Source organism: Alteromonas sp. 76-1 (assembly GCF_900654235.1).
In the GTDB taxonomy this organism is placed as follows: Bacteria; Pseudomonadota; Gammaproteobacteria; order Enterobacterales; family Alteromonadaceae; genus Alteromonas; species Alteromonas naphthalenivorans.
The window spans coordinates 1,646,175-1,672,615 of sequence record NZ_LR136958.1; the positions used below are offsets into that span (position 1 = coordinate 1,646,175).

At 43.5% G+C, this 26,441-nt stretch carries 25 protein-coding genes and 4 tRNA genes; 10 read left to right on the forward strand and 19 right to left on the reverse strand.

From position 1 onward, the window contains the following. Positions 1 to 231: 231 nt before the first annotated feature. The 3 genes from ALT761_RS06940 (at position 232) to ALT761_RS06950 (ending at position 3,522) form a co-directional block, all read left to right on the forward strand. Positions 232 to 2,097, forward strand: a complete 1,866-nt coding sequence (locus ALT761_RS06940; RefSeq protein ID WP_129737550.1) for a hypothetical protein — start codon at positions 232 to 234, stop codon at positions 2,095 to 2,097. Between the two features lie 386 nt (positions 2,098 to 2,483). After that, on the forward strand, positions 2,484 to 3,029 hold the full coding sequence (locus ALT761_RS06945; protein WP_013784741.1) for an NUDIX domain-containing protein: 546 nt from the start codon (positions 2,484 to 2,486) through the stop codon (positions 3,027 to 3,029). Positions 3,030 to 3,132: 103 nt separating this feature from the next. After that, the gene (locus ALT761_RS06950; RefSeq protein ID WP_129737552.1) at positions 3,133 to 3,522 is read left to right on the forward strand and encodes a DUF3224 domain-containing protein; all 390 of its coding nucleotides are present in this window, start codon (positions 3,133 to 3,135) and stop codon (positions 3,520 to 3,522) included. Between the two features lie 99 nt (positions 3,523 to 3,621). Here the strand turns inward: ALT761_RS06950 and ALT761_RS06955 are convergent, their stop codons facing one another. Beyond that, complete coding sequence (locus ALT761_RS06955; RefSeq protein WP_013784739.1) at positions 3,622 to 4,065, reverse strand: Hsp20 family protein; 444 nt, start codon at positions 4,063 to 4,065, stop codon at positions 3,622 to 3,624. Between the two features lie 520 nt (positions 4,066 to 4,585). Between ALT761_RS06955 and ALT761_RS06960 the strand changes: the two genes are divergently transcribed. Together ALT761_RS06960 and pta are read left to right on the forward strand one after the other, a co-directional pair. Then, positions 4,586 to 5,767, forward strand: coding sequence for an acetate kinase (locus ALT761_RS06960; RefSeq protein WP_129737554.1), 1,182 nt, complete (start codon positions 4,586 to 4,588; stop codon positions 5,765 to 5,767). 64 nt (positions 5,768 to 5,831) lie between these two features. Continuing rightward, the gene (gene pta, locus ALT761_RS06965; protein ID WP_129737556.1) at positions 5,832 to 7,967 is read left to right on the forward strand and encodes a phosphate acetyltransferase; all 2,136 of its coding nucleotides are present in this window, start codon (positions 5,832 to 5,834) and stop codon (positions 7,965 to 7,967) included. Between the two features lie 231 nt (positions 7,968 to 8,198). On the opposite strand, the gene lnt is transcribed toward pta, so the two are convergent. The 5 genes from lnt to miaB form a co-directional block, all read right to left on the reverse strand. Then, entirely contained in the window at positions 8,199 to 9,707 is a 1,509-nt protein-coding gene (lnt, locus tag ALT761_RS06970) for an apolipoprotein N-acyltransferase (RefSeq protein ID WP_232043553.1), read from the reverse strand. Positions 9,708 to 9,712: 5 nt separating this feature from the next. Then, complete coding sequence (locus ALT761_RS06975) at positions 9,713 to 10,570, reverse strand: HlyC/CorC family transporter (RefSeq protein WP_013784735.1); 858 nt, start codon at positions 10,568 to 10,570, stop codon at positions 9,713 to 9,715. Between the two features lie 127 nt (positions 10,571 to 10,697). After that, positions 10,698 to 11,165, reverse strand: a complete 468-nt coding sequence (gene ybeY / locus ALT761_RS06980; protein WP_129737558.1) for an rRNA maturation RNase YbeY — start codon at positions 11,163 to 11,165, stop codon at positions 10,698 to 10,700. After that, positions 11,162 to 12,274 (reverse strand): PhoH family protein, encoded by a 1,113-nt coding sequence (locus ALT761_RS06985; RefSeq protein WP_129737560.1) that lies wholly within the window; start codon positions 12,272 to 12,274, stop codon positions 11,162 to 11,164. The genes ybeY and ALT761_RS06985 overlap by 4 nt, the downstream gene beginning before the upstream one ends. A 26-nt stretch (positions 12,275 to 12,300) precedes the next feature. After that, a complete protein-coding gene (gene miaB, locus ALT761_RS06990) occupies positions 12,301 to 13,734 on the reverse strand; it encodes a tRNA (N6-isopentenyl adenosine(37)-C2)-methylthiotransferase MiaB (RefSeq protein WP_129740583.1) in 1,434 nt (477 codons plus the stop codon). A 352-nt stretch (positions 13,735 to 14,086) separates the two neighbouring features. Between miaB and ALT761_RS06995 the strand changes: the two genes are divergently transcribed. Both ALT761_RS06995 and ALT761_RS20590 read left to right on the forward strand, forming a co-directional pair. Then, on the forward strand, positions 14,087 to 15,331 hold the full coding sequence (locus ALT761_RS06995) for an FAD-dependent monooxygenase (RefSeq protein WP_129737562.1): 1,245 nt from the start codon (positions 14,087 to 14,089) through the stop codon (positions 15,329 to 15,331). After that, positions 15,319 to 15,495 carry a hypothetical protein gene (locus tag ALT761_RS20590; protein ID WP_013784730.1) on the forward strand — a complete coding sequence of 59 codons (177 nt, stop codon included), beginning with the start codon at positions 15,319 to 15,321 and terminating at the stop codon, positions 15,493 to 15,495. The genes ALT761_RS06995 and ALT761_RS20590 overlap by 13 nt, the downstream gene beginning before the upstream one ends. Here the strand turns inward: ALT761_RS20590 and ALT761_RS07000 are convergent. Together ALT761_RS07000 and ALT761_RS07005 are read right to left on the reverse strand one after the other, a co-directional pair. Beyond that, positions 15,488 to 15,685 carry a hypothetical protein gene (locus ALT761_RS07000; protein ID WP_013784729.1) on the reverse strand — a complete coding sequence of 66 codons (198 nt, stop codon included), beginning with the start codon at positions 15,683 to 15,685 and terminating at the stop codon, positions 15,488 to 15,490. The two genes, ALT761_RS20590 and ALT761_RS07000, sit on opposite strands and share 8 nt — an antisense overlap. Before the next feature lie 159 nt (positions 15,686 to 15,844). Continuing rightward, positions 15,845 to 16,426, reverse strand: coding sequence for a TetR/AcrR family transcriptional regulator (locus ALT761_RS07005; protein ID WP_129737564.1), 582 nt, complete (start codon positions 16,424 to 16,426; stop codon positions 15,845 to 15,847). 155 nt (positions 16,427 to 16,581) lie between these two features. On the opposite strand from ALT761_RS07005, the gene ALT761_RS07010 reads away from it, so the two are divergent. The 3 genes from ALT761_RS07010 to ALT761_RS07015 all read left to right on the forward strand — a co-directional run bounded on the left by ALT761_RS07010 (position 16,582) and on the right by ALT761_RS07015 (position 18,712). Then, on the forward strand, positions 16,582 to 17,133 hold the full coding sequence (locus tag ALT761_RS07010) for a carboxymuconolactone decarboxylase family protein (protein WP_129737566.1): 552 nt from the start codon (positions 16,582 to 16,584) through the stop codon (positions 17,131 to 17,133). A 354-nt stretch (positions 17,134 to 17,487) separates the two neighbouring features. Then, positions 17,488 to 17,658, forward strand: coding sequence for a hypothetical protein (locus ALT761_RS20595; protein WP_013784701.1), 171 nt, complete (start codon positions 17,488 to 17,490; stop codon positions 17,656 to 17,658). Between the two features lie 436 nt (positions 17,659 to 18,094). After that, a complete protein-coding gene (locus ALT761_RS07015; protein ID WP_129737568.1) occupies positions 18,095 to 18,712 on the forward strand; it encodes a flavin reductase family protein in 618 nt (205 codons plus the stop codon). Between the two features lie 93 nt (positions 18,713 to 18,805). On the opposite strand, the gene ALT761_RS07020 is transcribed toward ALT761_RS07015, so the two are convergent. From ALT761_RS07020 to ALT761_RS07070, 11 genes are all read right to left on the reverse strand, one after another. Further along, positions 18,806 to 20,209 carry an alanine/glycine:cation symporter family protein gene (locus ALT761_RS07020; RefSeq protein ID WP_129737570.1) on the reverse strand — a complete coding sequence of 468 codons (1,404 nt, stop codon included), beginning with the start codon at positions 20,207 to 20,209 and terminating at the stop codon, positions 18,806 to 18,808. Between the two features lie 261 nt (positions 20,210 to 20,470). Continuing rightward, positions 20,471 to 20,546: transfer RNA gene (locus ALT761_RS07025), tRNA-Gln, on the reverse strand. Positions 20,547 to 20,587: 41 nt separating this feature from the next. Beyond that, positions 20,588 to 20,663 (reverse strand) — tRNA-Gln (locus ALT761_RS07030). A gap of 4 nt (positions 20,664 to 20,667) precedes the next feature. After that, positions 20,668 to 20,752: transfer RNA gene (locus ALT761_RS07035), tRNA-Leu, on the reverse strand. Between the two features lie 40 nt (positions 20,753 to 20,792). After that, positions 20,793 to 20,869: transfer RNA gene (locus ALT761_RS07040), tRNA-Met, on the reverse strand. Between the two features lie 172 nt (positions 20,870 to 21,041). Further along, positions 21,042 to 22,040: a peptidylprolyl isomerase gene (locus ALT761_RS07045; RefSeq protein WP_232043554.1), complete on the reverse strand. Its 999-nt coding sequence runs from the start codon at positions 22,038 to 22,040 to the stop codon at positions 21,042 to 21,044. Positions 22,041 to 22,222: 182 nt separating this feature from the next. Then, positions 22,223 to 23,314 (reverse strand): redox-regulated ATPase YchF, encoded by a 1,092-nt coding sequence (gene ychF, locus ALT761_RS07050; RefSeq protein ID WP_013784696.1) that lies wholly within the window; start codon positions 23,312 to 23,314, stop codon positions 22,223 to 22,225. A gap of 38 nt (positions 23,315 to 23,352) precedes the next feature. Beyond that, a complete protein-coding gene (gene pth, locus ALT761_RS07055) occupies positions 23,353 to 23,934 on the reverse strand; it encodes an aminoacyl-tRNA hydrolase (protein WP_013784695.1) in 582 nt (193 codons plus the stop codon). Positions 23,935 to 23,939: 5 nt separating this feature from the next. Next, positions 23,940 to 24,572 (reverse strand): 50S ribosomal protein L25/general stress protein Ctc, encoded by a 633-nt coding sequence (locus ALT761_RS07060; RefSeq protein ID WP_013784694.1) that lies wholly within the window; start codon positions 24,570 to 24,572, stop codon positions 23,940 to 23,942. A 221-nt stretch (positions 24,573 to 24,793) separates the two neighbouring features. Then, complete coding sequence (gene ahr, locus ALT761_RS07065; RefSeq protein WP_129737572.1) at positions 24,794 to 25,795, reverse strand: NADPH-dependent aldehyde reductase Ahr; 1,002 nt, start codon at positions 25,793 to 25,795, stop codon at positions 24,794 to 24,796. A 102-nt stretch (positions 25,796 to 25,897) separates the two neighbouring features. Continuing rightward, complete coding sequence (locus ALT761_RS07070; protein WP_129737574.1) at positions 25,898 to 26,353, reverse strand: ribose-phosphate pyrophosphokinase; 456 nt, start codon at positions 26,351 to 26,353, stop codon at positions 25,898 to 25,900. Between the last annotated feature and the right edge of the window lie 88 nt (positions 26,354 to 26,441).

The following is a 26,441-nucleotide window of genomic DNA, read 5'->3' on the forward strand; positions in this document are numbered from 1 at the left end:
GATGAAAAAGGATAAAAGACAGCTACCATCTGAAAATGGGCTTCAAATAGAGAAGCTCCGTTAGTAATTGGACACACACTTATTTTGCTTTTCTTATATTGAGTGTCTATTTTAAGTTGCTGGCTCACGCCTAACTGCCAACCCTTTACAATCTTACTGAGACTTTTCATTGCCTAACCCCTAGGCAAAGTTTATTCTGCATAAGCTTTTTATTTAACAGGGATTTTTTCAATGGCATATGATTTTGGTTCACAGACGTTAGGCATAGCCAACCCTTTCAAAAAAGAGGGGCTTTTCCGCGCAGTGGGCGGTGGTTTGGTACTCGCTTTAGCCATTTATGCAGTAGCGGGCGTGCCCGATTTGTTTGCCGAGAACAAAGTGCGAGGTTACACGCTACTAGGCGTAGCTTTTGTCCTGATTGTGTCTGGTATTAAACATTGCGCAGTGGGTATTTTGCAGCTCATGCGCTTTTTTGTAGGACGTACTGTGCCTACCTCTCTTGCGTATAACCACTCGGTTTCCGAACAGGATGCAGCGCAAGCAGAGAAAAAATCCCTGCTGTATTCGAAAGAAAGTTTACACGCTATGTTAATGGGGCGTCGTAACACCACGTTTGAAGAGCCTCGAGGTTGGCTAGCCCGACTAGTGCATAGCGTGTTGCCGAAACTTACTTTCCTACCTTTTCCTTTGCGCCATTTATCTCAAGAAATTATTGCCATGGCGGTAACCTTCCTTGTGGCGCTACTTGCATTCGCTATTGTCTACTTTTTAGTAAGTAACGGATTAGCGGGTGAAGTCGCTAAAGTATTAGTAATGCCTTTACTCTCAATATTGCTTCTTGTTTACTTAATCGCGAATTGGGGCTCTACGGCAAAAGGCATTCACAATGAAGGCAACTCTCAACTTGCGAAAGCGAGCAGTTTATCGCTAGGAGTGATTATTGGCTTGGCTATAGTCGTGCCGTTAGGCGCGGGTGTATTCCTAGATGAGTTAGTAGGTCGCGATATCGATAAAGTACAAGCATGGGCAAATACGTTCCCACTATTTAGCGCTTGGGCAAACTTAGCCTTGTTACTAGTTTGCGTAATTGCTGTGATGGCGTTAATCATGCCGTTACTTTACAAACGAATGGGGCAGGTTACCCCTAAAACTGAAGTCAGTGAGTTTCGCGCTAATATGCAAGAGTCGGTTCACCCGAATGAAATCTTCATTAATATTGAAAATATCGTGCTTGCCAACCGAAGATACCGTGAAGTACCGAATCGCATCTATGCCGATTTCGATCCTAGGTTAAAAGAACAAGCAGAAGGTAAAGGCAGTTTTGAGGGTGAGTTATTGATAGAAACTCAGCCTACATTAACTGACGGTGTTACCTTGCCAGAGAAAAAGAAAATGGCCCTAACTGCCGTAGCGCAAGTCGCTGTGGTGGCTGCCGCCATTTTATTTTATGTGGGTGGTTTACAGCTAGCTGAGGTTCTCGATTTAGTTATTCGCCAAGGTGTGAATACCGATGCGCAAATTAATACCGCAATTACCATGGGTAACAACCTTATATGGTTAATCTTTGCCTGGTTAACGGTTCGTGGTGCTGCCAATGTGATGAATAAAGCGTCCCACATGTTTTGGGGCGAAATGACATTCTCATCGTTACTTATGTTTATGAAAACGGAAGGTACCTATACAGAGTCTCGTGTATCTACGGGCATGGCCATTCATGATTCTACTCGTTCCGAAAACGTAGTGGTGCGAAGCAGTATTACTCCTTGGATCATAACCAGTAGAATCAACACCTCTATTTTTGCTACAAGCGGTATGAACAATTTAGAGTCGCCACGGTTCATTATGGGAATGAATAAGAACGATACCGAGCTTGGCGAGATTGTCACTGAAATAAAGGCATTCCTGCGCGGGCGTGAAACCATCGCATCTATTACCAATGAGGCCGACTTAGCGAACGCTGGAACCATTCATCAGGTAAATCAGCAAACCCGAAGCCACAATGACACGCCTCAAAGCAAAATTACCCTTGAGCAGGAAGAAGATGCAGCCGGTTTCTTGCGTAATAATGCCGATAAAGAAGATGAGAATAAAAGCTAGGCTTTGGTACCATTTACTTTATTTAGATATCGAATGTATTTATAGAAAACGTTTATTGGACACACACTTAAATTTTGATAAATATGAGTGTGTGTCCAATTTTTTGCTACAATTTTTTGCATCTCGTCTTCCAGCCTCACTCACTACTTTATTTGCTTCGTTAAAACGGCTTAGTCAGCTTAAAATCACGCATGTTTGTGTGACTGTCCTATCTGCTACTATCCGGTAACTATCTGTTTGTACTCGTTCTGCCATCTGAACACCTCATCTCTTAAGTCTATTTTGAGTGACTGTCCAACATATAGTTGATTCGTGGGTGGACGGAGTTGCTCCTTGCTATATGCACTTGTACACTAACTTTTTAAGGCTTACTGAAAGGCGCTGTTATGTCGGATAAGGATATTGAAACGCTTTCGTCGAAAGTGGTTTATGAAAATAAGTGGCTTAAAGTTCGTGAAGATAAAATTCGTCGTGCTAGTGGCAACGAAGGACTTTATGGTGTTGTTGAAAAACCAGACTTTGCGATTATTCTTCCCATCGATGGTGATATTGTCTATCTGGTCGAGCAATACCGATACACGGTACAGCAGCGATTGCTAGAATTTCCGCAAGGTGCCTGGGAAGATAACCCAGATGCCGATCCGAAAGTGTTAGCTGCCGGCGAATTGAAAGAAGAAACGGGGTTTACAGCCACAGAAATGCATTATGTTGGTTTTCAATATCTTGCTTATGGCTTTTGTAATCAGGGTTATCATATATTCGTTGCGAAAGGGCTAACGCAGGGCGAGCAAAAGTTAGATGTAGAGGAAGAGGATTTAAAAATTGTCCCTGTGCATATTAAAGAATTGGAATCTATGATAACTGAAGGCACGATTAAAGATGCTTCTACCTGCAATGCGTACGGACTTGCCCGTTTAAAAGGATTTATTTAGTTAACAGTCTGACTATTGACTGTAACAGAGTGTAACAATTTTATGTTGAACGGTATCGCACTCACTTGTATTGTGTGACCACACTTTTTCTTTGGAGCAAACAATGGACTGCAATGGGCAATTTTCCATTACGGGGTGGGATGAAAATATACTAAGTGAAAAACGAGAAGGTGTTAAGCAAACCCATGCTAGCATAACGCAAGCTTATGAAGGCAGCATGGCGGGGCAAAGCGACGTTGAATTTCTCATGTCATATCAGACATCAATGTTGGCGCTATTCGTTGGATTCGAGAGTTTTGTAGGAGTTATAGACGGACGTCGTGGCACAGTTTCATTTAAGCACGATGGAAAATTTGTAAATGGCATTGCCAGTAGCAACTTTTTATCGATTGAGGGCAGCGCTACGGGTGAACTCTCTAATTGCACTATTTCAGGAACATTCGAGTCTGCTGAAGGCGGTAAAGCAAACTACACAATTAATCTTACCGAATAAATCTTACCGATTACCTGTTTATACACATTATGTGTAAACGAAAAAACGGCGCTTCTCAGCGCCGTCCAAAACCAGGGAAACGATTTTTAAAAACTTTGTTTAACTCTCTATTAATCGAGAACCAATCTCAATTTGACGAGGTTTTTTAGCTTCGGGTATGACACGCTCCATATCGATGTGTAATAACCCATTTTCCATATCAGCAGCTAACACCTTCACATGGTCGCCAAGCTGAAATTTTCTTTCGAAATTCCGCTCAGATATCCCTTTGTGAAGAAACTTACGCTCAGCGGTTTCTTTTTCTTCCGGCTTGCGTGTACCCGTTATTACTAGGGTGTTTTCTTGAACTTCTATGGATACGTCATCTTTACTGAAACCCGCTATTGCCATAGTCACGCGATATTTATCATCGCCAAGCAATTCAATATTGTAAGGGGGGTAAGTACTTTGTTTTTCAGCACGAGATGCAGCATCAACAAGTGAAGCTAAGTGGTCAGAACCAATGAATGAACGGTAAAGTGGAGATAGATCGATAGTACGCATAGTCATATCCTATTAATTTAGCAATATGTTAAAAATAATTCGCCCCGACTATTCGGCGGCGGTGTTGTCAACCTGAGCTTTCAGCGTCGACATAATAGATATAGGGTGGCTCAAAATCTTTTCAAGGGCTTTTTTTCAAAAAATTTTAAATTTTATTTTGAAACGTAAAACACCTTAATTTTTTCCGGCTTCTAACATGTCACCGTTGTCGTTACCGGAAATATTAAGGTGCGACCGAATTTTTATTATTCAAGTCTATTATTTTAGGTTTCGATATTTACTTTTGTCACCTTAATTTGCCTCTTATATGCAGCGCTCTATCAAATCAAACTCAAGCATTTATATGCAAACAAAAAGGGGCGAGTAAAATAAGCACTGAACTAAATGATAATTAATTGTATTTGGGTTTTGTGGGATAGTACTATAACAATCTACTTGAAAGAGTATTAAGTAAGCATTTATGTACATAAATGCTACACTTAGCGTTCTTTTTGTTAATTAATCAAACTCAAGAAATCGAATGAAAAAAGAAGTTATTGTATTAAATTGCGGCAGTTCGTCAGTTAAATTCGCTATTATCGATGCTGACACTGGTGAGGCCGGTCTAAGTGGCATTGCAGAAAGCTTAGGCAATGATGACGCAAGCATATCGTTTAAATTAAACGGTCAAAAAGAACAGCAAACCCTACCTGCTAACGCCTCTCATGCAGAAGCTTTAGCAGCAATTCAAAACATAATTGCCAGTACAGGTGTTGAGCCAATAGCCTTGGGACATCGAGTTGTTCACGGTGGTGAACGCTTCAAAGAAGCAGCGTTAGTCGACGATAGCGTATTAGCCTCGGTAGAAGAATATGCGAGCATGGCACCGCTGCATAACTTAGCTAACCTGAAAGGAATTACCACTGCCCAAGCCGCCTATCCAGATTTACCGCATGTCATCGTGTTCGATACTTCTTTTTTCCAACAAATGCCAAAACGTGCCTATATGTATGCACTACCCAAGGCCTTGTACGAGCAGCACGGCGTGCGTAAATATGGTTTCCATGGCACTAGCCACAAGTTTATTTTAGATAGCACTGCACAATTGCTTAATAAGCCTGTTGAAAAAACCAGTATTATTAGTGCTCACTTAGGCAATGGTTGTAGTGTTACCGCTATTGAAAAAGGTGTAGCGGTAGATACCAGCATGGGGTTTACGCCCCTTGAAGGGTTAATGATGGGAACGCGTTGCGGCGATATCGACCCCAGCTTGCCAGGCACTTTGCAAGAAAAACTAGGCAAGTCAGCGGCTGAAATTAACTCACTGATTAACAAAGAATCTGGCCTTGCGGGTATTTCCGGGTTAAGCAACGATTGTCGTACGCTAGAAGAAGCGGCAGAAGCGGGGCACGAAGGCGCACTGTTAGCCCTTGAAATGTTCTGTTATCGCTTAGCTAAGTATATATCTAGCTACATGATAGCGGTGCCGTCATTAGATGCCGTGGTGTTTACCGGTGGTATTGGTGAAAATTCATCGTATATTCGTGCAACTACCATGGGGTATTTTTCCCATCTTGGGTTTACCATTGATGAGCAAAACAACCAAGCTATGCGCTTTGGTGCGAAAGGAAACATTGCGTCTTCCTCATCCACCAAACCTGTTTTAATCGTACCCACAAATGAAGAGTGGGTTATCGCCGCTGAAGCTGCGAAATTCGCTTAGCTTTTTTGGATAAATTTTCGCGAAAAATGTCTTCGCTCAGATTGTTTTTGCTTTAGGAGCATCTATGTCACGCCGTATTATGCTGATCCCTGTTGGCACTAGCGTAGGGTTAACTACTGTCAGCATTGGGCTAGTTCGAGCATTAGAAGAACAAGCCATTAAACTGAATTTTTTTAAACCTGTAGCACAGCCTCGTAGAGGCGATACCGGTGAAGAGCGCTCAACCGCTATTATTAGTCACCACTGTAGCGTTAAACCCATAGCGCCATTCGATTTGAACGTAGTAGAGCGAATGATCAGTAGCGATAATACTGATGAATTACTTGAAGAGATTATAGAGCGCTTTGAAGCGCATCAAGAACCTGATGCAGTGGCAGTTATCGAAGGTCTGGTGACAACCCGCCACCATCCCTATGCAGAGCGCTTAAATCTTGAAATTAGTCGGGCGTTAGATGCCGACATTGTGTTTGTTTGTGTGCCAGGAAATGATGATCCTGTTGATATTAATCATCGCCTTGAAATTGTGGTAGACGCTTACGGCGGCCACAAAAGTAAAAAGGTAATAGGGTGCATATTTAACAAAGTTAACGCGCCTTATGATGAACACGGTCAACTACGTACCGATTTAAGTGTGCTTGAAGCGCCAGAGCACGATGAAACACGCAGCAAAGCGTTGCGTGAACTGCCTATATTTGCAAAGGGCTTGAACCTGCTTGGGAATATTGATTGGAATGCGGAGCTAATGTCTCCTCGTGCTATCGATATTGCTAAGCACTTAAATGCCACATTAATAAATGAAGGCAATATTGCTTCACGTCGATTAAGCAGCGTTACGTTTGCAGCCCGTGAAATTCATAACATGACACACACCTTAAAGCCTGGCGCACTGCAAGTAATGTCTGGTGACAGAGGTGATGTGTTTGTTTCGTGTTGTTTAGCAGCGTTAAATGGCACCAAGTTAGGCGCATTATTATTAACTGGCGGCTACCAGCCAGATGAAAATATAAAGCAGCTTTGTAACCAAGCATTAGAAACCGGCTTGCCTGTTATGTTGGTCAATACGAATACGTGGCAAACCGCACAGAACCTTCATGCGTTTAATCAAGAAGTGCCGGTAGATGATAGTCAGCGTATAGAAAAAGTGATGGTACATGCGGCTGAAAGTTTAGATGCTAAATGGGTCTCTTCGCTTACTGAAAAAGTATCGCGTCAAAAGAAACTTTCTCCGTCTGCATTTCGCTATTATCTAACCAATCGTGCGCGCCAAGTTAACAAGCGTGTGGTATTACCTGAAGGTAATGAACCGCGCACTGTAGCCGCAGCTGCCATTTGTGCTAAACGAGGGCTAGCGCGGCCAGTGCTGATTGGTGATGAAAATGAAATTCAACGTGTGGCACAGCAACAAGGCGTGGTGCTGGGCGATGGGGTTGAAATTGTTTCACCTGCTGCCATACAAGAAGATTATGTGGCAGGGTTAGTGAAGCTTCGCGGTCACAAGGGGGTTACCGATGTGGTTGCTCGTGAGTTGCTACAAGACAACGTTACCCTAGGTACTATGATGTTGCAGCAAGGTGATGTTGATGGCTTGGTATCTGGCGCCGTTCACACTACAGCAAATACCATTCGCCCCGCATTGCAGTTAATTAAAACAGCAGAAAATGCATCGTTAGTTTCGTCGGTATTTTTCATGTTATTGCCAGACCAAGTCTTGGTTTATGGTGACTGTGCCATTAATCCAGACCCTAACGCCCAACAGCTGGCAGATATTGCGATTCAGTCTGCTACGTCGGCGCAGATGTTTGGTATCGAGCCAAGAGTCGCTATGATCAGTTACTCTACTGGTACATCGGGTGCTGGAAGCGATGTTGAAAAAGTGCGTGAAGCTACCGAAATTGCACAAAAACTTCGCCCGGACTTACTCATAGATGGGCCGCTTCAATACGATGCCGCTGCCATTGAAAGTGTAGGGCGCAGTAAAGCACCAAACAGCCCTGTTGCGGGTAAAGCCAACGTATTTGTGTTCCCAGATTTAAACACTGGAAATACCACTTACAAAGCAGTACAGCGTAGTTTTGATTTGGTGTGTATTGGGCCAATGCTGCAAGGCATGCGCAAGCCTGTCAATGACTTAAGCCGTGGAGCGTTAGTAGATGATATTGTGTTTACTATTGCGTTAACTGCTATTCAGGCCGCTAATTAGTTAAGGGCGTTTAAGCTAGCTTAAGGCTATTAAAATTAGCTCAAGGCTATTTACCTAGCTCAAGGCTGTTTACCTAGCTCAAGCTGTATTAGTTTTTGACTATGGAAATTCGATAGTGACACGAACAAAAACGGCGCATAATGCGCCGTTTTTTTATGTTTACATTTTAGTTAGTTCATTAAACCTAACTCGTCCACTAAATAAAAATTTTGCGACTAAGGCGCCACTTTTTTAATAAGCTTTAGCGCGCTTTCTCAACCAAATCGCAATGACGAAAAACACCAATACCAGCATCCATACGCCTATATCTTGAATCAGGTAATAGGGCGTAAAACCAGAGGTTGCCAACACAGGGGCAGTTAAACTTGCCGCTTCAAATTGAGGTAACCGTGCAGTTATATTGCCTTTGTGGTCAATAAAGGCAGTAACGCCATTATTGGTAGCTCGCACCACTGGGCGGCCAAATTCTACCGCACGCATTCGAGCAATGTCTAAATGCTGCGCTGGGCCGTGAGAATGGCCAAACCACGCATCGTTACTTACCGTAATAATCATGTCAGTAGTTTTGTAGATATTCGCGGCAACTTGCCTTGGAAAGGCAATTTCAAAGCAGATTGCTGGTGCTAAGTGAATACCGTTAGCAACAAGATTAGCTTGCTGAAAATCACCTCTGGCAAAAGAAGACATGGGTAAATCAAACAAAGGCGCTAAGGGGCGCAACCAATCTTCAAAAGGCACGAATTCACCAATGGGTAACAAATGGTGTTTAGCGAAACGATTGTTGTGGAAGTACTGATAATCTGGCGTTTTAGAATCGGGTGTTCTTTTGCCCAGCACTATCAAATTGTTCCAGGCCTCATCGGTTTCCCAATTATAATTCACAATGCCTGTGATAAGTGCGGTGTTCTCAGTAAAGGCGCGCGCATTGACCTGTGTTAAATAATCTAGCGCCAGTGGCTCTAGTTTTGGTACGGCTGCTTCGGGCCAAATTATCAAGTCGTTATCCCACAGCGGTTCCGTAAGGCTTAAATAACGGTTCATGGTAGGGGCGTCTTGTTCAGGTACCCATCGCAAAGACTGCGCAATATTACCCTGAGCCATCGCGACGTTATACTGCTGTTTAGGCGCAACCCATGTATGCTGATTGGCAATAAACCCGCTAATATACAAAGCTAAGCTAACCAAAACCGCGCCGGTGAAATGCCGTTTAGTACGGGACACGGCAAACAAGCTTGCACCGATAACTAGCAAGGCTGTTATGCCGGTTTCACCTATTATGGGGGCCCAACCCACTAGGGAACTATCGATTTGGCTATAGCCTAACGACAACCACGGAAAACCGCTTAACAACCAACTGCGTAACCATTCTGCGAATACCCAGAAAAAAGGTAAAGCCAGTGGCCAAAGACGATGTGGGAAATAGCGAGCGGTAAGCTTAAACGCAACTGCTGGAAACAACGCAAGGTAACTACATAATAAAACCATGAGGCCTATAGATGCAATTAGGGGTAAGCCACCGAAATCGGCAATGCTTACGTGTACCCAACTAATGCCCGAACCAAACCAGCCTAGCCCAAATACCCAGCCGGCTAAAAAAGGGCGATGTGGAAGTTTAATAACTTGCCTAATTGCTAACGCAAAAGCGGGGATAACAAGTGGCCAGATACCAAAGGGCGCAAACGCCAGCGTTAAGCTAGCGCCGCTTAGCAAAAGCAGTAAATAAGGAATGAACCGTTTCAACGGAGTTACTCCAGAGAGGCCACCGACACTTTAAGGTGTATAAGACGGCGTTTGTCAGAGTTGGTTACCTTAAAGTGAATATCACCAATGGTAACTTCATCGTTCGTTTCAGGCATGTGCCCGAACGCTTTAAGCACTATACCGCCAATGGTATCGGCTTCTTCTTCGCTGAATTTGGTTTCAAAGAAGGCGTTAAATTCGTCAACAGGCGTTAACGCTTTAACTGAATAGGTCGATTTGTTCAGTGGGCGAATATCATCGGTACCGTCTTCTTCGGTATCGTATTCGTCTTCAATTTCACCAACAATAATCTCTAGTATATCTTCAATGGTAACAAGCCCAGACACACCGCCGTATTCATCCACAACAATGGCCATGTGATAGCGTTGTTGGCGAAACTCTTTCAGCAGTACATCTACACGCTTACTTTCCGGCACAATAACAGCAGGACGTAAAATATCACGTAAGTTTAGACTTTTTTCTGGATTAAACGCATAGCTTAGCAAGTCTTTAGCAAGCAGAATGCCTTCAATATGATCTTTATCTTCACTAATAACGGGGAAGCGGGAGTGGGCTGATTCCAACACGACAGGTAGGAATTCATCTACGTTTTTTTCAACGTCTATGGTGGTCATCTGCGCGCGTGGGATCATAATATCCCTAACTCGCATTTCGTTGACACCTATAACGCCTTCAATCATCTCCCGGGTTTGGGGATCGATGATTTCGTTCTGCTCGGCTTCAGTAATAACTTCAACCAGTTCTTGTTTGCTTCTCGGCTCGCCAGAGATAGAAAGTTTAAGTTTGTCTAACCAACTTTTTCCTTGGGAGCCGTTGGTAGAGTGAGGATTATCGTCGCTCATAATGTCCGCTAATTTATTGATACAACGTCAACGTTAAATGTCTTGGGGAGGGGCGTCAATGCTTTATTGTTTATTTGCACGTAAAATACGCAACTGCCCAAGTGTAACTTGTTGGCGCTATTGGGTTTTATTGATAAGGATTACCAATATTTAAAGATGCCAATATACGAATTTCTTTTGCTTCCATTATGTCAGCATCTGCATCGTCTATGTGATCGTACCCCAGAAGATGTAATATTCCGTGAACGACCATATGGGCATAGTGATTGGTGGGGGTTTTGTCTTGCTCTTCAGCTTCACGCATGATCACAGGTACACAAATAACTAAATCACCAAGTAAGTTCATTTCTATGCCTGGCGGCACTTCAAAAGGAAAAGACAGCACATTGGTAGGCTTATCTTTACCTCTGTATTCATGGTTTAGCGTTTGCGACTCTTCGTCATCGGTGAAGCGTACGGTAATTTCTTGCTCACCGGTATTTTCGGCAACCAGTACAGCATTCGCCCATGCTTCAATTTGCTCTAAAGAGGGAATGGCCTTAGCCATCACCTCGTCAGCTTCATAGGCTTGCTGGTAATCTACAATGGCTATCACTGGTTATCGCTATTTTGTTGTGCAGATGAGCTATTTGATGAACTATTAGATGAAGCGTTAGCGTCAGCTTGTTCACGTTGAAGACGAAGGGCTTCCTCTTTCTTCTCTTTGCGAACACGCTCTTGCTGAGCATCATAATGTTCATATGCGCGAACGATTCTGGCTACTACAGGGTGCCTCACCACATCTTCAGCGTTGAAGAAGTTAAACGAAATATCGTCAACATTATCTAATACTTCAATAGCGTGACGTAAACCAGAGCGGGCGCCGCGAGGTAAATCAACTTGGGTAATATCACCGGTAATAACCGCTTTCGAATTAAAGCCAATCCGGGTTAAGAACATTTTCATTTGTTCAACCGTGGTATTTTGACTCTCATCCAAAATAATGAAAGCATCGTTTAACGTACGGCCACGCATATAGGCTAATGGCGCTACTTCTATTACGTTACGTTCCATTAATTTTTCTACTTTTTCGAAACCTAGCATTTCAAATAAAGCATCGTAAAGCGGGCGTAGGTAAGGGTCTACTTTCTGTGAAAGGTCACCCGGTAAAAAGCCTAGCTTCTCACCCGCTTCGACAGCAGGGCGAGTAAGTAGAATTCTACGTATTTCTTGGCGTTCTAACGCATCAACTGCTGCAGCAACGGCTAAATACGTTTTACCTGTACCAGCAGGACCTACACCAAAGGTAATATCATAGTTTAGAACATTTGCCACGTATTGAGCTTGATTCGGGTTACGGGGCTTAATAACGCCGCGTTTTGTACGAATGTGTACTTCTTTACCGAAATCGCCAGTACCTGACTCTGTATCTTGCTCTAAAGCCGCGGCCTGTTGAATGGCTAAGTGCACTTGCTCAGGTTCAAGTTCAGGTAAGCGGCCTTTTACTGGCTGAGTTTCTACATACAGTTGCTTAAGTAACTCAGTGGCGCTCTGAATTTGACGTGGCTCACCTAGCACCTTGAACGCATTGTTCCGGTAAGTAATTTCTACTCCCAACCTGCGCTCTATTTGCTTAATGTTGTCGTTAAACGGCCCACATAAGTTAGACAAACGTTTTGTGTCTGCCGGCTCTAAATCAAATTCATTACTTACCAATGTACTCAAACTACTGTATTCCTCACTTTCAATATTTATGCTGGGTTAAATTGACCTACGCCTATCGCGTCAGGCAAGTCAGCCTCGTGCTTGGCCATAATAGATTGGGGCGAAACAGCAACACGCAAGCCCATTTCATCTTCACGGCGAATAACATCACCACGTAATGAATTAGAGAATACGTCTGTCACTTTCACGTCTACGAATTCACCAATCATATCCGGCGTACCTTCGAAGTTAACCACGCGGTTATTTTCAGTACGGCCAGAAAGCTCCATAGGATTTTTCTTTGACGGGCCTTCTACCAAAATACGTTGTTCAGTACCTACCATGTTACGCGCAATACGCAATGCTTGTTGGTTGATACGTTGCTGTAAAAGGTATAAACGCTGCTTCTTGGCGTCTTCGGTTACATCATCTACTGCATCTGCCGCGGGTGTACCAGGGCGAGCACTATAAATAAAGCTAAAGCTTAGGTCGTAATCAATGGCCTGAATAAGGTCCATTGTGGCTTCAAAGTCAGCATCGGTTTCACCTGGGAAACCAATAATGAAGTCGCTCGACATACTAATATTTGGGCGAACTTTACGAAGCTTACGAATCTTAGACTTATACTCAATGGCGGTATGACCACGCTTCATTAAGTTAAGAATACGGTCTGAACCACTTTGCACAGGCAAATGCAGGTGATCAACAAGCTCAGGAATAGTGGCGTACACGTCGATAATATCATCGGTAAATTCAACCGGATGCGACGTGGTATAACGAATTCTGTCTATACCATCAATAGCTGCAACAAGTTCTAATAACTCGGCAAAGCGACATACGGTTCCATCGTGGTTCTCACCGCGAAACGCGTTTACGTTCTGGCCTAACAAGTTAACTTCGCGTACGCCTTGACCGGCTAGCTGGGCAATTTCTAGTAATACGTCGTCTACCGGACGGCTTACTTCTTCACCGCGGGTATAAGGTACTACGCAGAATGTGCAGTACTTAGAACAGCCTTCCATAATGGAAACGAACGCCGTCGGGCCTTCAGCACGAGGCTCAGGTAAACGGTCAAATTTTTCAATTTCAGGGAAGCTTACGTCGATAACCGACTTTTCGCCGCCTTTAAGTTGGTTAATCATTTCGGGCAAACGATGTAAGGTTTGCGGGCCGAAAACTAAATCAACATAAGGGGCGCGCTGACGAATAACGCTACCTTCTTGAGAAGCTACGCAACCGCCCACGCCAATAATAAGCTCGGGTTTATCTTGCTTAAGGTTCTTCCAACGACCAAGTTGGTGGAACACTTTTTCTTGTGCTTTTTCACGAATAGAGCACGTGTTAAGCAAGATAACATCGGCTTCTTCCGCAGTTTCTGCTGCAGTGTAGCCATGAGTAGAGTCGAGTAAGTCTGCCATTTTCTCCGAGTCGTACTCGTTCATTTGGCAGCCCCAGGTTTTGATATACAGCTTTTTAGTCATAACAACTAGTCGATAACCTGATAGAGTTCCCGTAAGCAATTGACTGGCGGTTGAAAATGCCACACGCTAACTAGGTTAGGTGTAAATTCTGGCAAAGCCTGCCACTGCAGTTTTGGGAAGATGTTCAAAATAGCCGCGTATTTTACCTGTTATAACGTCGAATGCCCAGTGTATTCACCCACATTCGCCGGAATTTAATGCACTGCCATCTTGCAAGGGCGGTGTGGCTGATATAAAGCATGAAGCAGAAAATATTAGTAAATTAAAATGGCGAACGTATTTGGGCTCACATTCGTATTATTAATTAGTGCAAAGCGAGTAAGCCATTGGGTAAGTAGAAGAGATTTATAGTATGTATGATTTTTGTATAAATGGTGGTGGCATGGTTGGGGCTGCGCTTGCATTGGGCTTAGCGAAGCAGCAATACCGGGTAGCTATAATTGAGCCCCACTTGCCCAAAGCTTTTGACGAGGCCAGTAAGCCAGACTTAAGAGTATCTGCCATTAGTGATGCGTCTGTATCCTTGTTAACGTCGCTAGGCGCGTGGGAATACATTGAAACAATGCGCGTTAAACCCTATACGGGGCTAAGTGTGTGGGACGATCCCGCGCATCGAACAGACTTTACTGCAAAAAGCATTGATGTGCCTCAGCTAGGCTTTTTTGTTGAAAACCGTTTATTGCAATTAGGGTGTCATCAAGCACTAAAGGCTTTTGACAACGTAACATGGTTTACCGGCTGTAAGGTGACCGATATCGCGCTTGGCAATAGCTCAGTTGATAGCTCAGTTAATAGCTCGGCTGATTCTTCAGCGTCGTTGGCCCACGTCGCTACCCTCAGTCTTGATAGCGGCGAAACTATTCACGCTAAGTGGTTGATAGGTGCCGATGGTGCGGCCTCGCAAGTTAGGCAATCTGCAAATATTGGCGTATCGGGTTGGCAATACAGCCAACAAGCTATGGGCATTACTATTGAAATGGCAAATCCTGTTGACGCCATTACATGGCAAGAATTTACCCCTGAAGGCCCTAAAGCCTTTTTGCCAATGTTCGACAATTATGCCTCGTTAGTATGGTACGACTCGCCCGATGAACTTAAGCGGTTATCAACCCTTAATGCCGCACAATTAAAACAAGCCATTATAGAAACCTTTCCCAGTGAACTAATAAAAGACGGCAACGACTTTACAGTACTAGATAAAGCTACATTCCCGTTAACCCGTGCACATGCTAGCCGCTATGTTACCGATAGGGTTATTTTGGTGGGCGATGCGGGCCATACCATTAATCCATTGGCAGGGCAGGGAGTTAACTTAGGGTTTAGAGATGTTGAAACTTTATTGGCGGTGACCGGCGAAGGTATCGACTTAACGTCGCTAGCGTTTAAAAGCAGCTTAATAACAAGCTACGAAAAGCCACGCCAGCGTGATAATGCGTTGATGATGTCTGCCATGGATGGTTTCTATGGCTTGTTTAGTAACGATATCGGCCCCATTAAATGGTTCAGAAACCAATTACTTTCTGTGGCACAACACTTTGAGCCAGCTAAACGGGAAGTACTTAAATATGCGATAGGGATGCGAGAATGGAAGTTTTAATCATACTTGCCGTACTGTTCGGCGCACTTTTTATAGTAATACCACTTATCGAGCGCTCGAAAATGCGCATCAGTGACGAAGACACTGCCAAATGGGCGAAGTGGATTTGGCCGCTAATGGGCATCTTACTTGTTGCACAACTTCTGCGAATGCTGTTTAGTTAGTCTTTACTTGGCCCTTGGGAAAGCTTGCATTAGAAACGCGCGGTAAACCCATCCATGGGCGCTCTGCCACAGCATCCATGCTGTGGAAGGTTTCTAATGCAAGCTCTCCCAATGCCCCAGATACACCGAGTGAAAAGCTAACATTGAGAAGTACGTGGTAAGCCCACCCAAAAGTACTCTGCTTTAGCATCCATGCTGTGGAAGGTTTCTAATGCACACTCTCCCAATGCCCTATATGCACCCGAGTGAACAGCTACCACTTAAAACTTGCGTTAGCTCATATATGAGCGCTCTGACACAGCATCCATGCTATGGAAGGTTTTTAATGCACACTGTCCATATACCTCTATCACTCAGGCCAAGAAGTTTTAAGGTCGATGAGTACTTTATCTATCATGGTTTCAATGGCGTGGTCGTCGCTTTGCATTAACGCAAAAGTGCGAAGGCCTACAAATTGGTTTTGCAACCAATCTGCGGCTTTATCAACAGGTGTACTCGAAGGTAGTGAATTAGTTTGAACGGCCTTTTCTACAATAGATTTGAAACATGCTTTCAAAGTGCTCATGCCATCAAGCACAGACTGTTTTCCATTTTCACCCAACATCTCTAATTCGGTAATAGACTTAATTAATAAGCATTGGCGCTGAAAGCGCATTTCTTCAGGGTTAATCAATTCGCTAACAAAAAATGCACGCAAAGCGTCAAGTGGGCAATCGGCATCAATAACAATGCTGAGTTTTTCTTGGCTGTTCGTAACATACTTTTCCACTACTAACTGGAATAAGCCCTCTTTACTTTTAAAGCGAGCGTAAATACTGCCGGGTCGCATATCTAGCGCTTGTTGAATGTCGCGCATACCCGCGGCCTGAAAGCCTTTTTGCCAAAAAAGCGTGGTGGCCTTCTCAATCACTTCAGACTCTGCATATTTCATTCTGGTATACCTTATATTCGAATGTTTTGAACACTTGTTCAATTATGACTTGAACAAGTGTTCAAGTAAACCTATATTGTATTACATCAAAACGTAATCAGTATTTATTATCTTTTTAGTTACTGGTTTTCAGTTCACATCAATAGGAGAGTGACATGAGCGATTTTACATTACACACAGCAGATAGCGCACCAGAAGCAGCTAAACCACTTCTTGGGAATTCTCAAAAAGCTTTCGGTATGATCCCTAACTTGCATGCAGTAATGGCGGAAGCGCCAACGTTGCTTGAAGGTTATCAAGTACTGCACGGTTTGGCACAAGATACGTCATTTAATGCAGAAGAGCTTACTGTAGTATGGCAAGCGGTTAACGTAGAGCATGCGTGCCATTACTGCGTACCAGCGCATACAGGTATTGCTAAAAGCATGAAAGTAAGTGACGAGCTAATTGAAGAGTTACGTAACGACGAAACCCTTTCTGATGCCAAACTAAACACATTGAAAGATACCGTACTAGCAGTAACGCGTGGTCGTGGCCACATCGATGATGCACAGCTTAAAGCGTTCTACGATGCAGGTTATGCACACAAGCAACTATTAGAAATCATTCTAATTTTGGCGCAAAAAGTGATGAGTAACTACACAAACCACCTAGCTGAAACCCCTGTAGACGATGCATTCAAATCGTTTGCCTGGGAACCTAAGTAAGGTAGAGAGAACCGAAGTAAGGTAGAGAGAACTAACTTTTCTACCCGTAGTGAAACAGCTATGGCTTTACGAAAGTTCTTATAAAGTATACGTATACAAAAACGGCCTTTGATAATCAAAGGCCGTTTTTTTTACCTTTAATTTTCTCATATATTGCTATCTCGTTTACGTGCCAGTAACGTGCGACAGTAACAAAGTATCACTATAAACGAACGAAAAAAACTTGAAAATGTATATACAAGTGCTATATTCTGTATAGCCATAAATCGCATGAACTGGTATGTGCTGGCTTTTACAGGCTGGCTTTTGTAGGCAGGCTTTTGTAGATAATACCGTTCTTGATGAGGACTTACGTTGGATAAGAAAAAGAAAAAAAAGAATAGTCAGCTGATCATTCGCATTAACGATCAGGAGCGTGCTGACTTCATTCATCTCTGCGAAGAGTTAGATACTACAGCGGCTAGAGAAATCAGGCGATTTATTAAAGAATTCACTGAAGAGCAAAAAGCCAAGTCTTCGGATTAGCGCTTCTGCTTTATCAAAAATGCATTGCTCTTAAACCAGTGATTACATCGAGTGGGCGCATATTGCCTTGCGTTCTTCACTCAATAAAAAATAGCACAAAAAGGATATTCATAATGGCTAAAGCTAAAAAAGTTAAACAAGAAATCAAAGTAACAAAAGCTAAAATTTCTAAGCAAGAAGGTAAACTTAAAAAGCTTAAGAAAGAGCTTAAAAAAGCGAAGAAGTAAGTAATTCGCAAGATTGATTTATTGTGACGAAACGGCGTATAAGCATGGCTTTACGCCGTTTTTTTGTTCCCTTCGTTATGTAAGTCAATGACGAATACTCATCACCTAATTAATAAAACCGGTACTGCTATTTAAACGCCTTAGCCGCTATACTCGTATTGGTAAAATAACGTTAGTAAATTGACGATAGTAGCTGCTAAGGAAAACTCTTGTCCGATATTCATTTTTACGAACCCAAGTTAGGTCACAACCTCGCACACGATCCATTCAACGCAATTATCGCTCCTAGGCCAATTGGTTGGATTTCATCAAAAAGTAAAGACGGTAAGCTAAACCTCGCGCCTTACAGTTTTTTTAATGCACTTAATTACACGCCACCTATTATCGGTTTTTCTAGCGTGGGTGATAAAGATTCGCTGAAAAATATTAAAGCAACCGGTGAGTTCTGTTGGAATCTTGTCGGCAAACCATTATTAGAGGCTATGAATCAAACCAGTGCGGCTTTAGCTTTCGATGAAGATGAATTCGCGTTTGCAGGTTTAGATACAGTAGCATCACACATTGTCGATGTGCCTCGGGTGAAATCAAGCCCCGTTAGTATGGAGTGTAAGCTTACCGATATCGTGCAACTTAAAAATGCAGAAGGCGGCTTGTGTGAAAGTTGGTTTGTGATGGGAGAGGTCGTGGGTGTGCATATTCAAAAGGACATGATTGAAGCGGGTGTGTATAAAACGTTGAAAGCAGAACCTGTCATGCGCGGTGGTGGAGCAGGGGATTATTTCAGTGTAGACAGTAGCAACATGTTTGAATTGTTAAGGCCCAAATAAACGTACTAGGCCAGATATAAAAAACCGTGGTACAAAATACATTGTTCCACGGCTTTTTAGTGCTGAACCTGGCGTTAAAAGTAGGTCTTTCGCTTACCAAATACCGTCTTCAGATTTACCCTGAATTTCACAGTCTCCAGTTTTATATTCTACCTTTTCACCCCTATCGCGTTTAGCAAAGTAATCTTTGCTGATAGATACGATAGTAGGTGTCATCCACACGATAGCGATGATATTGATTACGGTCATCAACCCTAATGCCATATCCGCCATGGCCCATACTTGTGGCATGGCCGCTTGAGCACCCCAGTAAATCATTCCCAAATAACCTATCGTGTAGGCAGCTCGGCCTGCACGGTTATCAAGTTTGAACATATGTAAGTTACTTTCGCCGTAGGCATAGTTGGCTACAACCGAAGTAAACGCAAACAAGCTAATGGCTGCGGCAACAAAGTCTGTTCCGCCTTCGCCTAAATGGCTGCTCATTGCGTCTTGGGTTAATCTAATGCCTTCCATTTGCTCGGAGCTAGAGCCGCCTGCAAGCAGAATAATGAAGGCAGTAGAGGTACACAGCACCATAGTATCTAAAAACACGCCCAGCATTTGAATGTAACCTTGTGACACTGGGTGGTTAGGATTAGGCACTGCACTGGCCGCAGCATGTGGCACAGAGCCACTTCCGGCTTCGTTTGAGTATAAGCCGCGCTGAATACCGTTTTTAATCGCTGCACCTAATGCGCCCGCGCCGGCTTCTTGTAATCCAAATGCAGACTTAATGATATCCGTCAACATAGCAGGAAGTTCTGAGATGTTGATAAAGGTAATCCCCAATGCCACTAAGACATAACCAATACCCATAAAAGGCACAACAAATTCAGCAAATCTAGCAATGCCCCGTAAGCCACCTATTACGATTAAAGAGGCTAGGGCAATAATCGCTATGCCCGTGTATTCGCTGGGGAATTGATACGCGTTGTTTAACGCATCAGTGATGGTGTTGGCTTGCACCGCACTAAATACAAAGCCGTAACCGAAGAAAAGACATAAAGAAAAGGCTACCGCTAACCAGGTTTTATTCAAACCTTGTTTAATGTAATACGCAGGGCCGCCACGAAACTCACCGTTATCATCACGTACTTTATACAATTGCCCTAAAACGCTCTCAGCGAAGCCTGTGGCCATGCCTAGTATGGCAATCATCCACATCCAAAAGATAGCACCAGAGCCACCAAGCGAGATGGCCACCGCTACCCCTGCTAGATTACCGGTACCTACTCGGGCAGATAAACTAGTACACAATGCCTGAAATGAGCTAATGCCGTCTTTGGTCGATTTATTGCTTCCTTTTAACAAAGTAAACATGTGACCAAAATGACGTAATTGAACACCACCTAATTTAACGGTAAACCAAATACCACATGCTAATAGCATGATGATTAATACTTGGCCGTTACCCCATAAAACGTTATTTACCGCCGAGACAAAGTTTTCTATCACGCGTTTTCCTTTGCTTTTGTTGTTGTGAGACCCGTAGAAAACCTCAAGAGGCTGTTTATCGCTTAAAAGGTCACTATCTAAAATTGATGAACCTTAAAAGAGCGTACTTAAAAAGAGTACCTTGCTGGAGAGCTCAAAAGACACAGTAAGCAAATATAGTAGCATGTGGAAAAAAAGAGTGAAGAGGGAATAAGTAGTTAGATTACAACTTTATGTATGCCAGAAAACAAAAAACCGGTCGAAGGACCGGTTTCTTATGTATGGCTGGGGTAGCAGGACTCGAACCTACGAATGGCGGGATCAAAACCCGCTGCCTTACCAACTTGGCTATACCCCAAGTGATAACCACGCAGCAAAAGCGCAATTACTAGGAAAAAATGGCTGGGGTAGCAGGACTCGAACCTACGAATGGCGGGATCAAAACCCGCTGCCTTACCAACTTGGCTATACCCCAACTGTGGTGCGGAAGGAGAGACTTGAACTCTCACGCCGTGAAGCACTGGAACCTAAATCCAGCGTGTCTACCAATTCCACCACTCCCGCACAGTCAGAACCTCAAGAGAAGTTAGATAAAAAGAAAAATTGGTGGCTATGGCGAGATTCGAACTTGCGACCCCATCATTATGAGTGATGTGCTCTAACCAACTGAGCTACATAGCCTCCGGCTTTTTCTTTTCCCTCTCAGGAAGTGGCGCGTATTATGCGGATATGACTGGCGACCGTCAACCCCTTTTTTACTAACTTTTTCTAAGTGGCTAATATCTGTGCATTCAGGTTTAAAATCTAGCCAAAGTGCAGTGAATTTAATCAAATATCGCCAATAAACCCAAACTTAATTACATGGCGTTGATGAAGTTTTAGTCTGGTAATAGCAAACATCTATAGGTCTAGGACTATAAATTTTGTCATGAAAGAAAGAATTATCGAGTGTTTGCCCAGTTTTCATACGTTTTTGGTATTCGGGATGCGAAGGAAGCTGAATATAATACTGTTTACCCGACGTATCTTTGTTACCTGCGTAACTATTTCTAATTTGGCTCTTATCCGAAGGCACTTCAATAACGCCACTATTTTCTATTGGGCCCCTTGGTAATTGCTGCAATACTTCCATTCCTTCGAGTACACGCCCAATAACTGACATATTTCTATCTAAGTGCCGCGGCGCTTGTCCAATCACAATATAAAACTCGGTGCTGGCAGTGTCCTTTTCACTATTACGGGCAAAAGCGACCGTGCCAGGGCAGTGAAGTGCCCACATTTCATTTCTCGTGCTGTCTATTCCTACAGGAAACCCATTTAGAAAACCTGTTGCGGGGGCAAACATGTCGTTTTCTTCTATAACAACCGCAGAAGATGAAAGGGGGGTAATAAACTCAGCTTTCAAATTACCGGTTTCTGGCGAGGGTTCATGGCTTTCATTACTCCCTCCTTGTGCAACAAAACCATCGACCACACGGTAGAAGTACTGCTGCTGATAAAAATCACTTTTTATTAGCTTACGAAAGCGTTTTACATGATGAGGCGCTAAAGCGGGGTTCAGCGCGATGACCACATCACCATAGTGTGTTTCAAGAGTAACGATATGTTTATTAGGCACTTTGTACCATTTGTTGGTGATGTCGGTATCCATCAATAGTTTTTCTTTTACCTGAGTGGCCTCAGGGCTTTTTTCATGATTATTTGCGTACGCGGTAGACATAACGCTGCTTACGCCCAAAAAGGTCACACAGAGCGATATTGCCAATACTGATATCTGTGGACGTGCTGATATCCGTGAAAGTGCTGATATCTGAGTAAGCGGAGAAAGTGAGTGGACGAGTCTTTTAATCATTTTATTGTAAGCCCTGATGTAAATCATATTATTAACACTGGTATAAGTGTCTCTTTATGTGGTTAAAGTACCGAGTCATTACCCGTTAAATCAACAACTAATTCTACGGGCAATAAAAAACCACCCCTAAGGGTGGTTTTTTGTTACGTAAAAAGAAACGCTAGCCTAGGCTATATTCCTTATTACACGTTAAATCTAAAGTGAATTACATCGCCATCTTTAACAATGTATTCTTTACCTTCTAAGCGCCACTTACCAGCGTCTTTCGCGCCTTGTTCACCGTTGAATTCAACAAAGTGATCGTAGCTAACGATTTCGGCACGAATAAAGCCTTTCTCGAAGTCGGTGTGAATCTTACCTGCTGCTTGAGGTGCGGTAGAGCCTTCAGGAAAGGTCCATGCACGTACTTCTTTAACACCTGCCGTAAAGTAGGTTTGAAGGGTAAGCAAGTTATAGCCTGCACGAATAACACGATTAAGACCTGGCTCTTCAAGCCCCATGTCTTGCATGAATTCTTCACGCTCGTCGTCTTCAAGCTCAGCAATGTCAGACTCGATAGCCGCACATACTGCAACTACTACGGCATTTTCGCCTTCAGCGATAGCGCGTACTTTGTCTAGGTATGGGTTATTTTCGAAACCGTCTTCGTCAACGTTTGCAATGTACATGGTTGGCTTAAGGGTAAGCATGTTCATGTAGCTGATTGCAGCGTGCTCTTCTTTAGTCAGTTCTAAAGAGCGAAGTAATAAACCTTCATCTAAGTGAGGCTTAATTTTTTCCAATACTTTAAGTTCGTACTTAGCATCAGAATCGCCACCTTTAGCGCGTTTCGCAACACGGTGTAGGGCTTTTTCTGTGGTTTCTAAGTCTGAAAGTGCAAGCTCGGTATTGATAATATCAATATCGTCTTGTGGGTTAACCTTACCTGCAACGTGAACAATGTTTTCGTCGTCGAAACAGCGAACCACGTGGCCAATTGCATCGGTTTCACGGATGTTAGCTAGGAATTTATTTCCTAAACCTTCACCTTTTGAAGCGCCTTCAACCAAACCTGCAATATCAACGAATTCCATTGTGGTTGGAATAACACGCTGAGGGTTTACAATTTCAGCCAGTTTGTCCAAGCGAAGATCCGGTACAGGTACAACACCTGTGTTGGGCTCTATGGTACAAAAAGGGAAGTTTGCCGCTTCAATACCTGCTTTTGTCAGTGCATTAAAGAGTGTTGATTTACCTACGTTTGGTAGTCCAACAATACCGCATTTAAAACCCATGGTAGGGATCCTTGTCTGGAATTAGTGCTAGCTTAGGCTCACGCCTTAAAGGAGTGTAGCCGATTTTGCGCTTGTTTCAGGTCGTTTTTAAGGAGTATTTCGGTACAACGCACAGCTTCGTCAATGACACTTTCTATAGCCATTTTTTCGTCAGCGGGGGGCTTACCTAATACATGTCCGGTAACACGGCTTTTGTGACCCGGATGTCCAATACCAATACGCAAGCGTAAGAAGTCTTTATTGTTACCCAATTTTGCCACAATGTCTCTAATACCGTTTTGACTAGAGCTACCGCCTATTTTGTATTTTGCTACACCGGGAGGTAAGTCGAGTTCGTCAAAGGCCACTAAAATTTGTTCGGGTTCAATACGGTAGAAATTGGCTAATGCCGCTACAGCCTGACCACTCTTATTCATAAAAGTTGTAGGATAAAGTAAACGTACATCATGCCCAGCAATAGTTACGCGAGCAGTTTTACCGAAGAATTTGGATTCTGGTTTTAGCGGGGTATTGAAGGTGTCGGCAAGTTGGTTTAGAAACCATTCACCGGCATTGTGTCGGGTATTATCATATTCGGGGCCTGGATTTCCCAGGCCCACGATAAGTCGGATATCAGCCAAGCTGATTATTCCTCAGAAGCTGCTTCTTCGTCGCCTTCTTCTGCATCAGCTGCTTTAGGAGCAGGCTTAACAGTAACTACTGCAAGGTCGTGAGTCTCGTCGTCTTTTCCAAGCTCAACAGACGTGATACCAGCAGGTAGTGTAAGGTCAGACAAGTGAAGAGTAGAGTCCATTTCAACGTTAGCAATATCTACTTCGATGAATTCTGGAAGATCTTTAGGCAGACACGTAATTTCGATTTCGTTTACGTGGTGCTCAGCGATACCGCCAGCTTTGATAGCTGCAGACTTGTCTTCGTTGATGAAGTGAAGAGGTACGTTAGTGTGTAACTCTTGACCTGCGATTACGCGCTGGAAGTCAACGTGAAGAATACGAGGCTTGAAAGCGTGACGTTGCATGTCTTTAACAAGTACTTCAACAGCTTTTCCGTCTACGTTCAAAGTAAGAACGTGAGAGTAGAACGCTTCAAAATCAGCAGCGTTGTTTACTTTGTTGTGATCAAGAGTGATCGACACTGGTGCTTCTTCACCACCGTAGATGATACCAGGAAGCTTGTCTTCACGACGTAGGCGGCGGCTCGCACCTTTCCCTAGGTCTGTACGTACAGTAGCGTCCAGAGTAAAAATTGCTTTAGACATTATATGTCTCCAATAAAAAATTAAGAATGTAAGTTCTTGCGACCAGAACCTACTGTTATAGGGCGTTGTAGCTACAAATTGTAAGCAACAATCGCCGCCTCAAATTTTGAGGGCGGCGAATTCTAACACCGAGGCCTATAACATACAAATTTTACTTGGCGGGTGTGCCCATGTTAGAGACTTCATAATATTAGAAGCCTTACTTAGCACTAACCTAAAGCCTATTTAGTTAACACCACGCGGTAGTGGGCTTTACCATCACGAAGCCGTTGTACTGCTTCATTAACGTCATCGAACTTGAAGGTTTCGGTTACTGGCGCAATATCATGCAGCGCAGCAAAATCCAGCATGGTTTTGATAGTTGCAGGGCTACCTACAGGAGAACCTGATACTGAACGCTGACCGCCAATAAGGTTGAATGCACCTATGTCTAACGGCTCTAATGTTGCACCCACAAAGTGTAAACGGCCTTTAGGCGCTAACGTCGAGAGGTACAAGTTCCAATCAAGCTTCACATTCACGGTAGAAATAATAAGGTCAAACTTACCCGCGGCGGCTTTAAGTTCGTCTTCATCACGGCTATTTAAGGTGTCGTGGGCACCTAGCTCTAACGCTTCTTTCTTCTTCGATTCACTTGAAGTAAAAGCAACAACCTTACATCCCCATGCATTTAAGAACTGCAATGCCAAGTGGCCTAGGCCGCCAATACCTACCACGCCGACTACTGAGGTTGGTTTAATATCAAATTGTACTAGTGGGTTAAATACCGTAATACCGCCACAAAATAGTGGTCCAGCACTTTGTGGGTCTACGCCATCAGGAATAGGGACTACTGCTGTGGCTTGAGCTCGCACTTTATCGGCAAATCCACCGTGGCGACCGCCAATTGTCATTGTGGCATTAGAACATAAATTTTGATCGCCAGACTCACAGGTGCCACAGCTATTGCAATAACCGGCGTGCCAGCCTAAACCTACCCGCTGACCTACTTTCAATGACGTAACATGTTCGCCTACCGCATTTATTGTTCCTACCACTTCATGGCCTGGTACGAATGGGTATTCGCTTATACCCCATTCATTATCCAGCATGCTTAAATCACTATGACAAATGCCGCAGCTCTCCACGTCTATCTCAACATCGTGAGAGGCTAATTCGCCAGGATCATATTCAAACTTCTCCAGTTTTCCACCTGGCTTTTTTGCTGCGTATGCATTAATCATTAATAACTCCTAAATTTAACAGTGATGTTTGTACGGCATAGTTAGCCGTAATCGATCACCGTTTCCCTTTTCTTGCCAAAGCAATACGTAGTCGGGGCACGCTTAGTGAGAAGATGTGTTTCCTATCACTCTGCTAGCGTCGAGTATTTCCACACTTTCGACTTTTAACACGGTGCCGTATTGGGTGATAGTCATAAGGTCTGGCATAGGCATGCCGGTTATCTTAACGATTAAGCCATTTCTATGAAATTTCTTATCCAGTTTTCGAAGCGTGTAGCGCTCACCGTCTTCTGCGATAAAGGCGTAGAAACCACCTTCCATTTCTTTGTACACAATAGTACCGGTCAGGGTGACTTCACTGGCTTCACCAGATGCGCTAAGACGTTTTTGTTCGGCAGTTTTAGGGACAAAGGCTTGCTGAGGCTTTTCATCTGCTTTTTCAGTCATAAGGGGCTCTTCTTTAACATTAACTGTGGTGTCGTCTTCATTAGAGCAGCCAGCAAGGACAAATAATAATGTGACGGCTGACAGTGTAGATAATGTACGAGTGAATTTCATAAATGCCTCTTTTATAGTTTTTTATTAGATACCAACCGTAAACCGAAAGTGGCCACATGGCTATAAAGAAAGACTACTTTAAAGCAGA

Coding starts and splice junctions, on each gene's coding strand:
- ALT761_RS06940 (WP_129737550.1), top strand. CDS start 232: ATGGCATATGATTTTGGTTCACAGACGTTAGGCATAGCCAACCCTTTC.
- ALT761_RS06945 (WP_013784741.1), top strand. CDS start 2,484: ATGTCGGATAAGGATATTGAAACGCTTTCGTCGAAAGTGGTTTATGAA.
- ALT761_RS06950 (WP_129737552.1), top strand. CDS start 3,133: ATGGACTGCAATGGGCAATTTTCCATTACGGGGTGGGATGAAAATATA.
- ALT761_RS06955 (WP_013784739.1), bottom strand. CDS start 4,065: ATGCGTACTATCGATCTATCTCCACTTTACCGTTCATTCATTGGTTCT.
- ALT761_RS06960 (WP_129737554.1), top strand. CDS start 4,586: ATGAAAAAAGAAGTTATTGTATTAAATTGCGGCAGTTCGTCAGTTAAA.
- pta (WP_129737556.1), top strand. CDS start 5,832: ATGTCACGCCGTATTATGCTGATCCCTGTTGGCACTAGCGTAGGGTTA.
- ALT761_RS06975 (WP_013784735.1), bottom strand. CDS start 10,570: ATGAGCGACGATAATCCTCACTCTACCAACGGCTCCCAAGGAAAAAGT.
- miaB (WP_129740583.1), bottom strand. CDS start 13,734: ATGACTAAAAAGCTGTATATCAAAACCTGGGGCTGCCAAATGAACGAG.
- ALT761_RS06995 (WP_129737562.1), top strand. CDS start 14,087: ATGTATGATTTTTGTATAAATGGTGGTGGCATGGTTGGGGCTGCGCTT.
- ALT761_RS20590 (WP_013784730.1), top strand. CDS start 15,319: ATGGAAGTTTTAATCATACTTGCCGTACTGTTCGGCGCACTTTTTATA.
- ALT761_RS07000 (WP_013784729.1), bottom strand. CDS start 15,685: ATGCTAAAGCAGAGTACTTTTGGGTGGGCTTACCACGTACTTCTCAAT.
- ALT761_RS07005 (WP_129737564.1), bottom strand. CDS start 16,426: ATGAAATATGCAGAGTCTGAAGTGATTGAGAAGGCCACCACGCTTTTT.
- ALT761_RS07010 (WP_129737566.1), top strand. CDS start 16,582: ATGAGCGATTTTACATTACACACAGCAGATAGCGCACCAGAAGCAGCT.
- ALT761_RS07045 (WP_232043554.1), bottom strand. CDS start 22,040: ATGATTAAAAGACTCGTCCACTCACTTTCTCCGCTTACTCAGATATCA.
- ychF (WP_013784696.1), bottom strand. CDS start 23,314: ATGGGTTTTAAATGCGGTATTGTTGGACTACCAAACGTAGGTAAATCA.
- ALT761_RS07060 (WP_013784694.1), bottom strand. CDS start 24,572: ATGTCTAAAGCAATTTTTACTCTGGACGCTACTGTACGTACAGACCTA.
- ahr (WP_129737572.1), bottom strand. CDS start 25,795: ATGATTAATGCATACGCAGCAAAAAAGCCAGGTGGAAAACTGGAGAAG.
- ALT761_RS07070 (WP_129737574.1), bottom strand. CDS start 26,353: ATGAAATTCACTCGTACATTATCTACACTGTCAGCCGTCACATTATTA.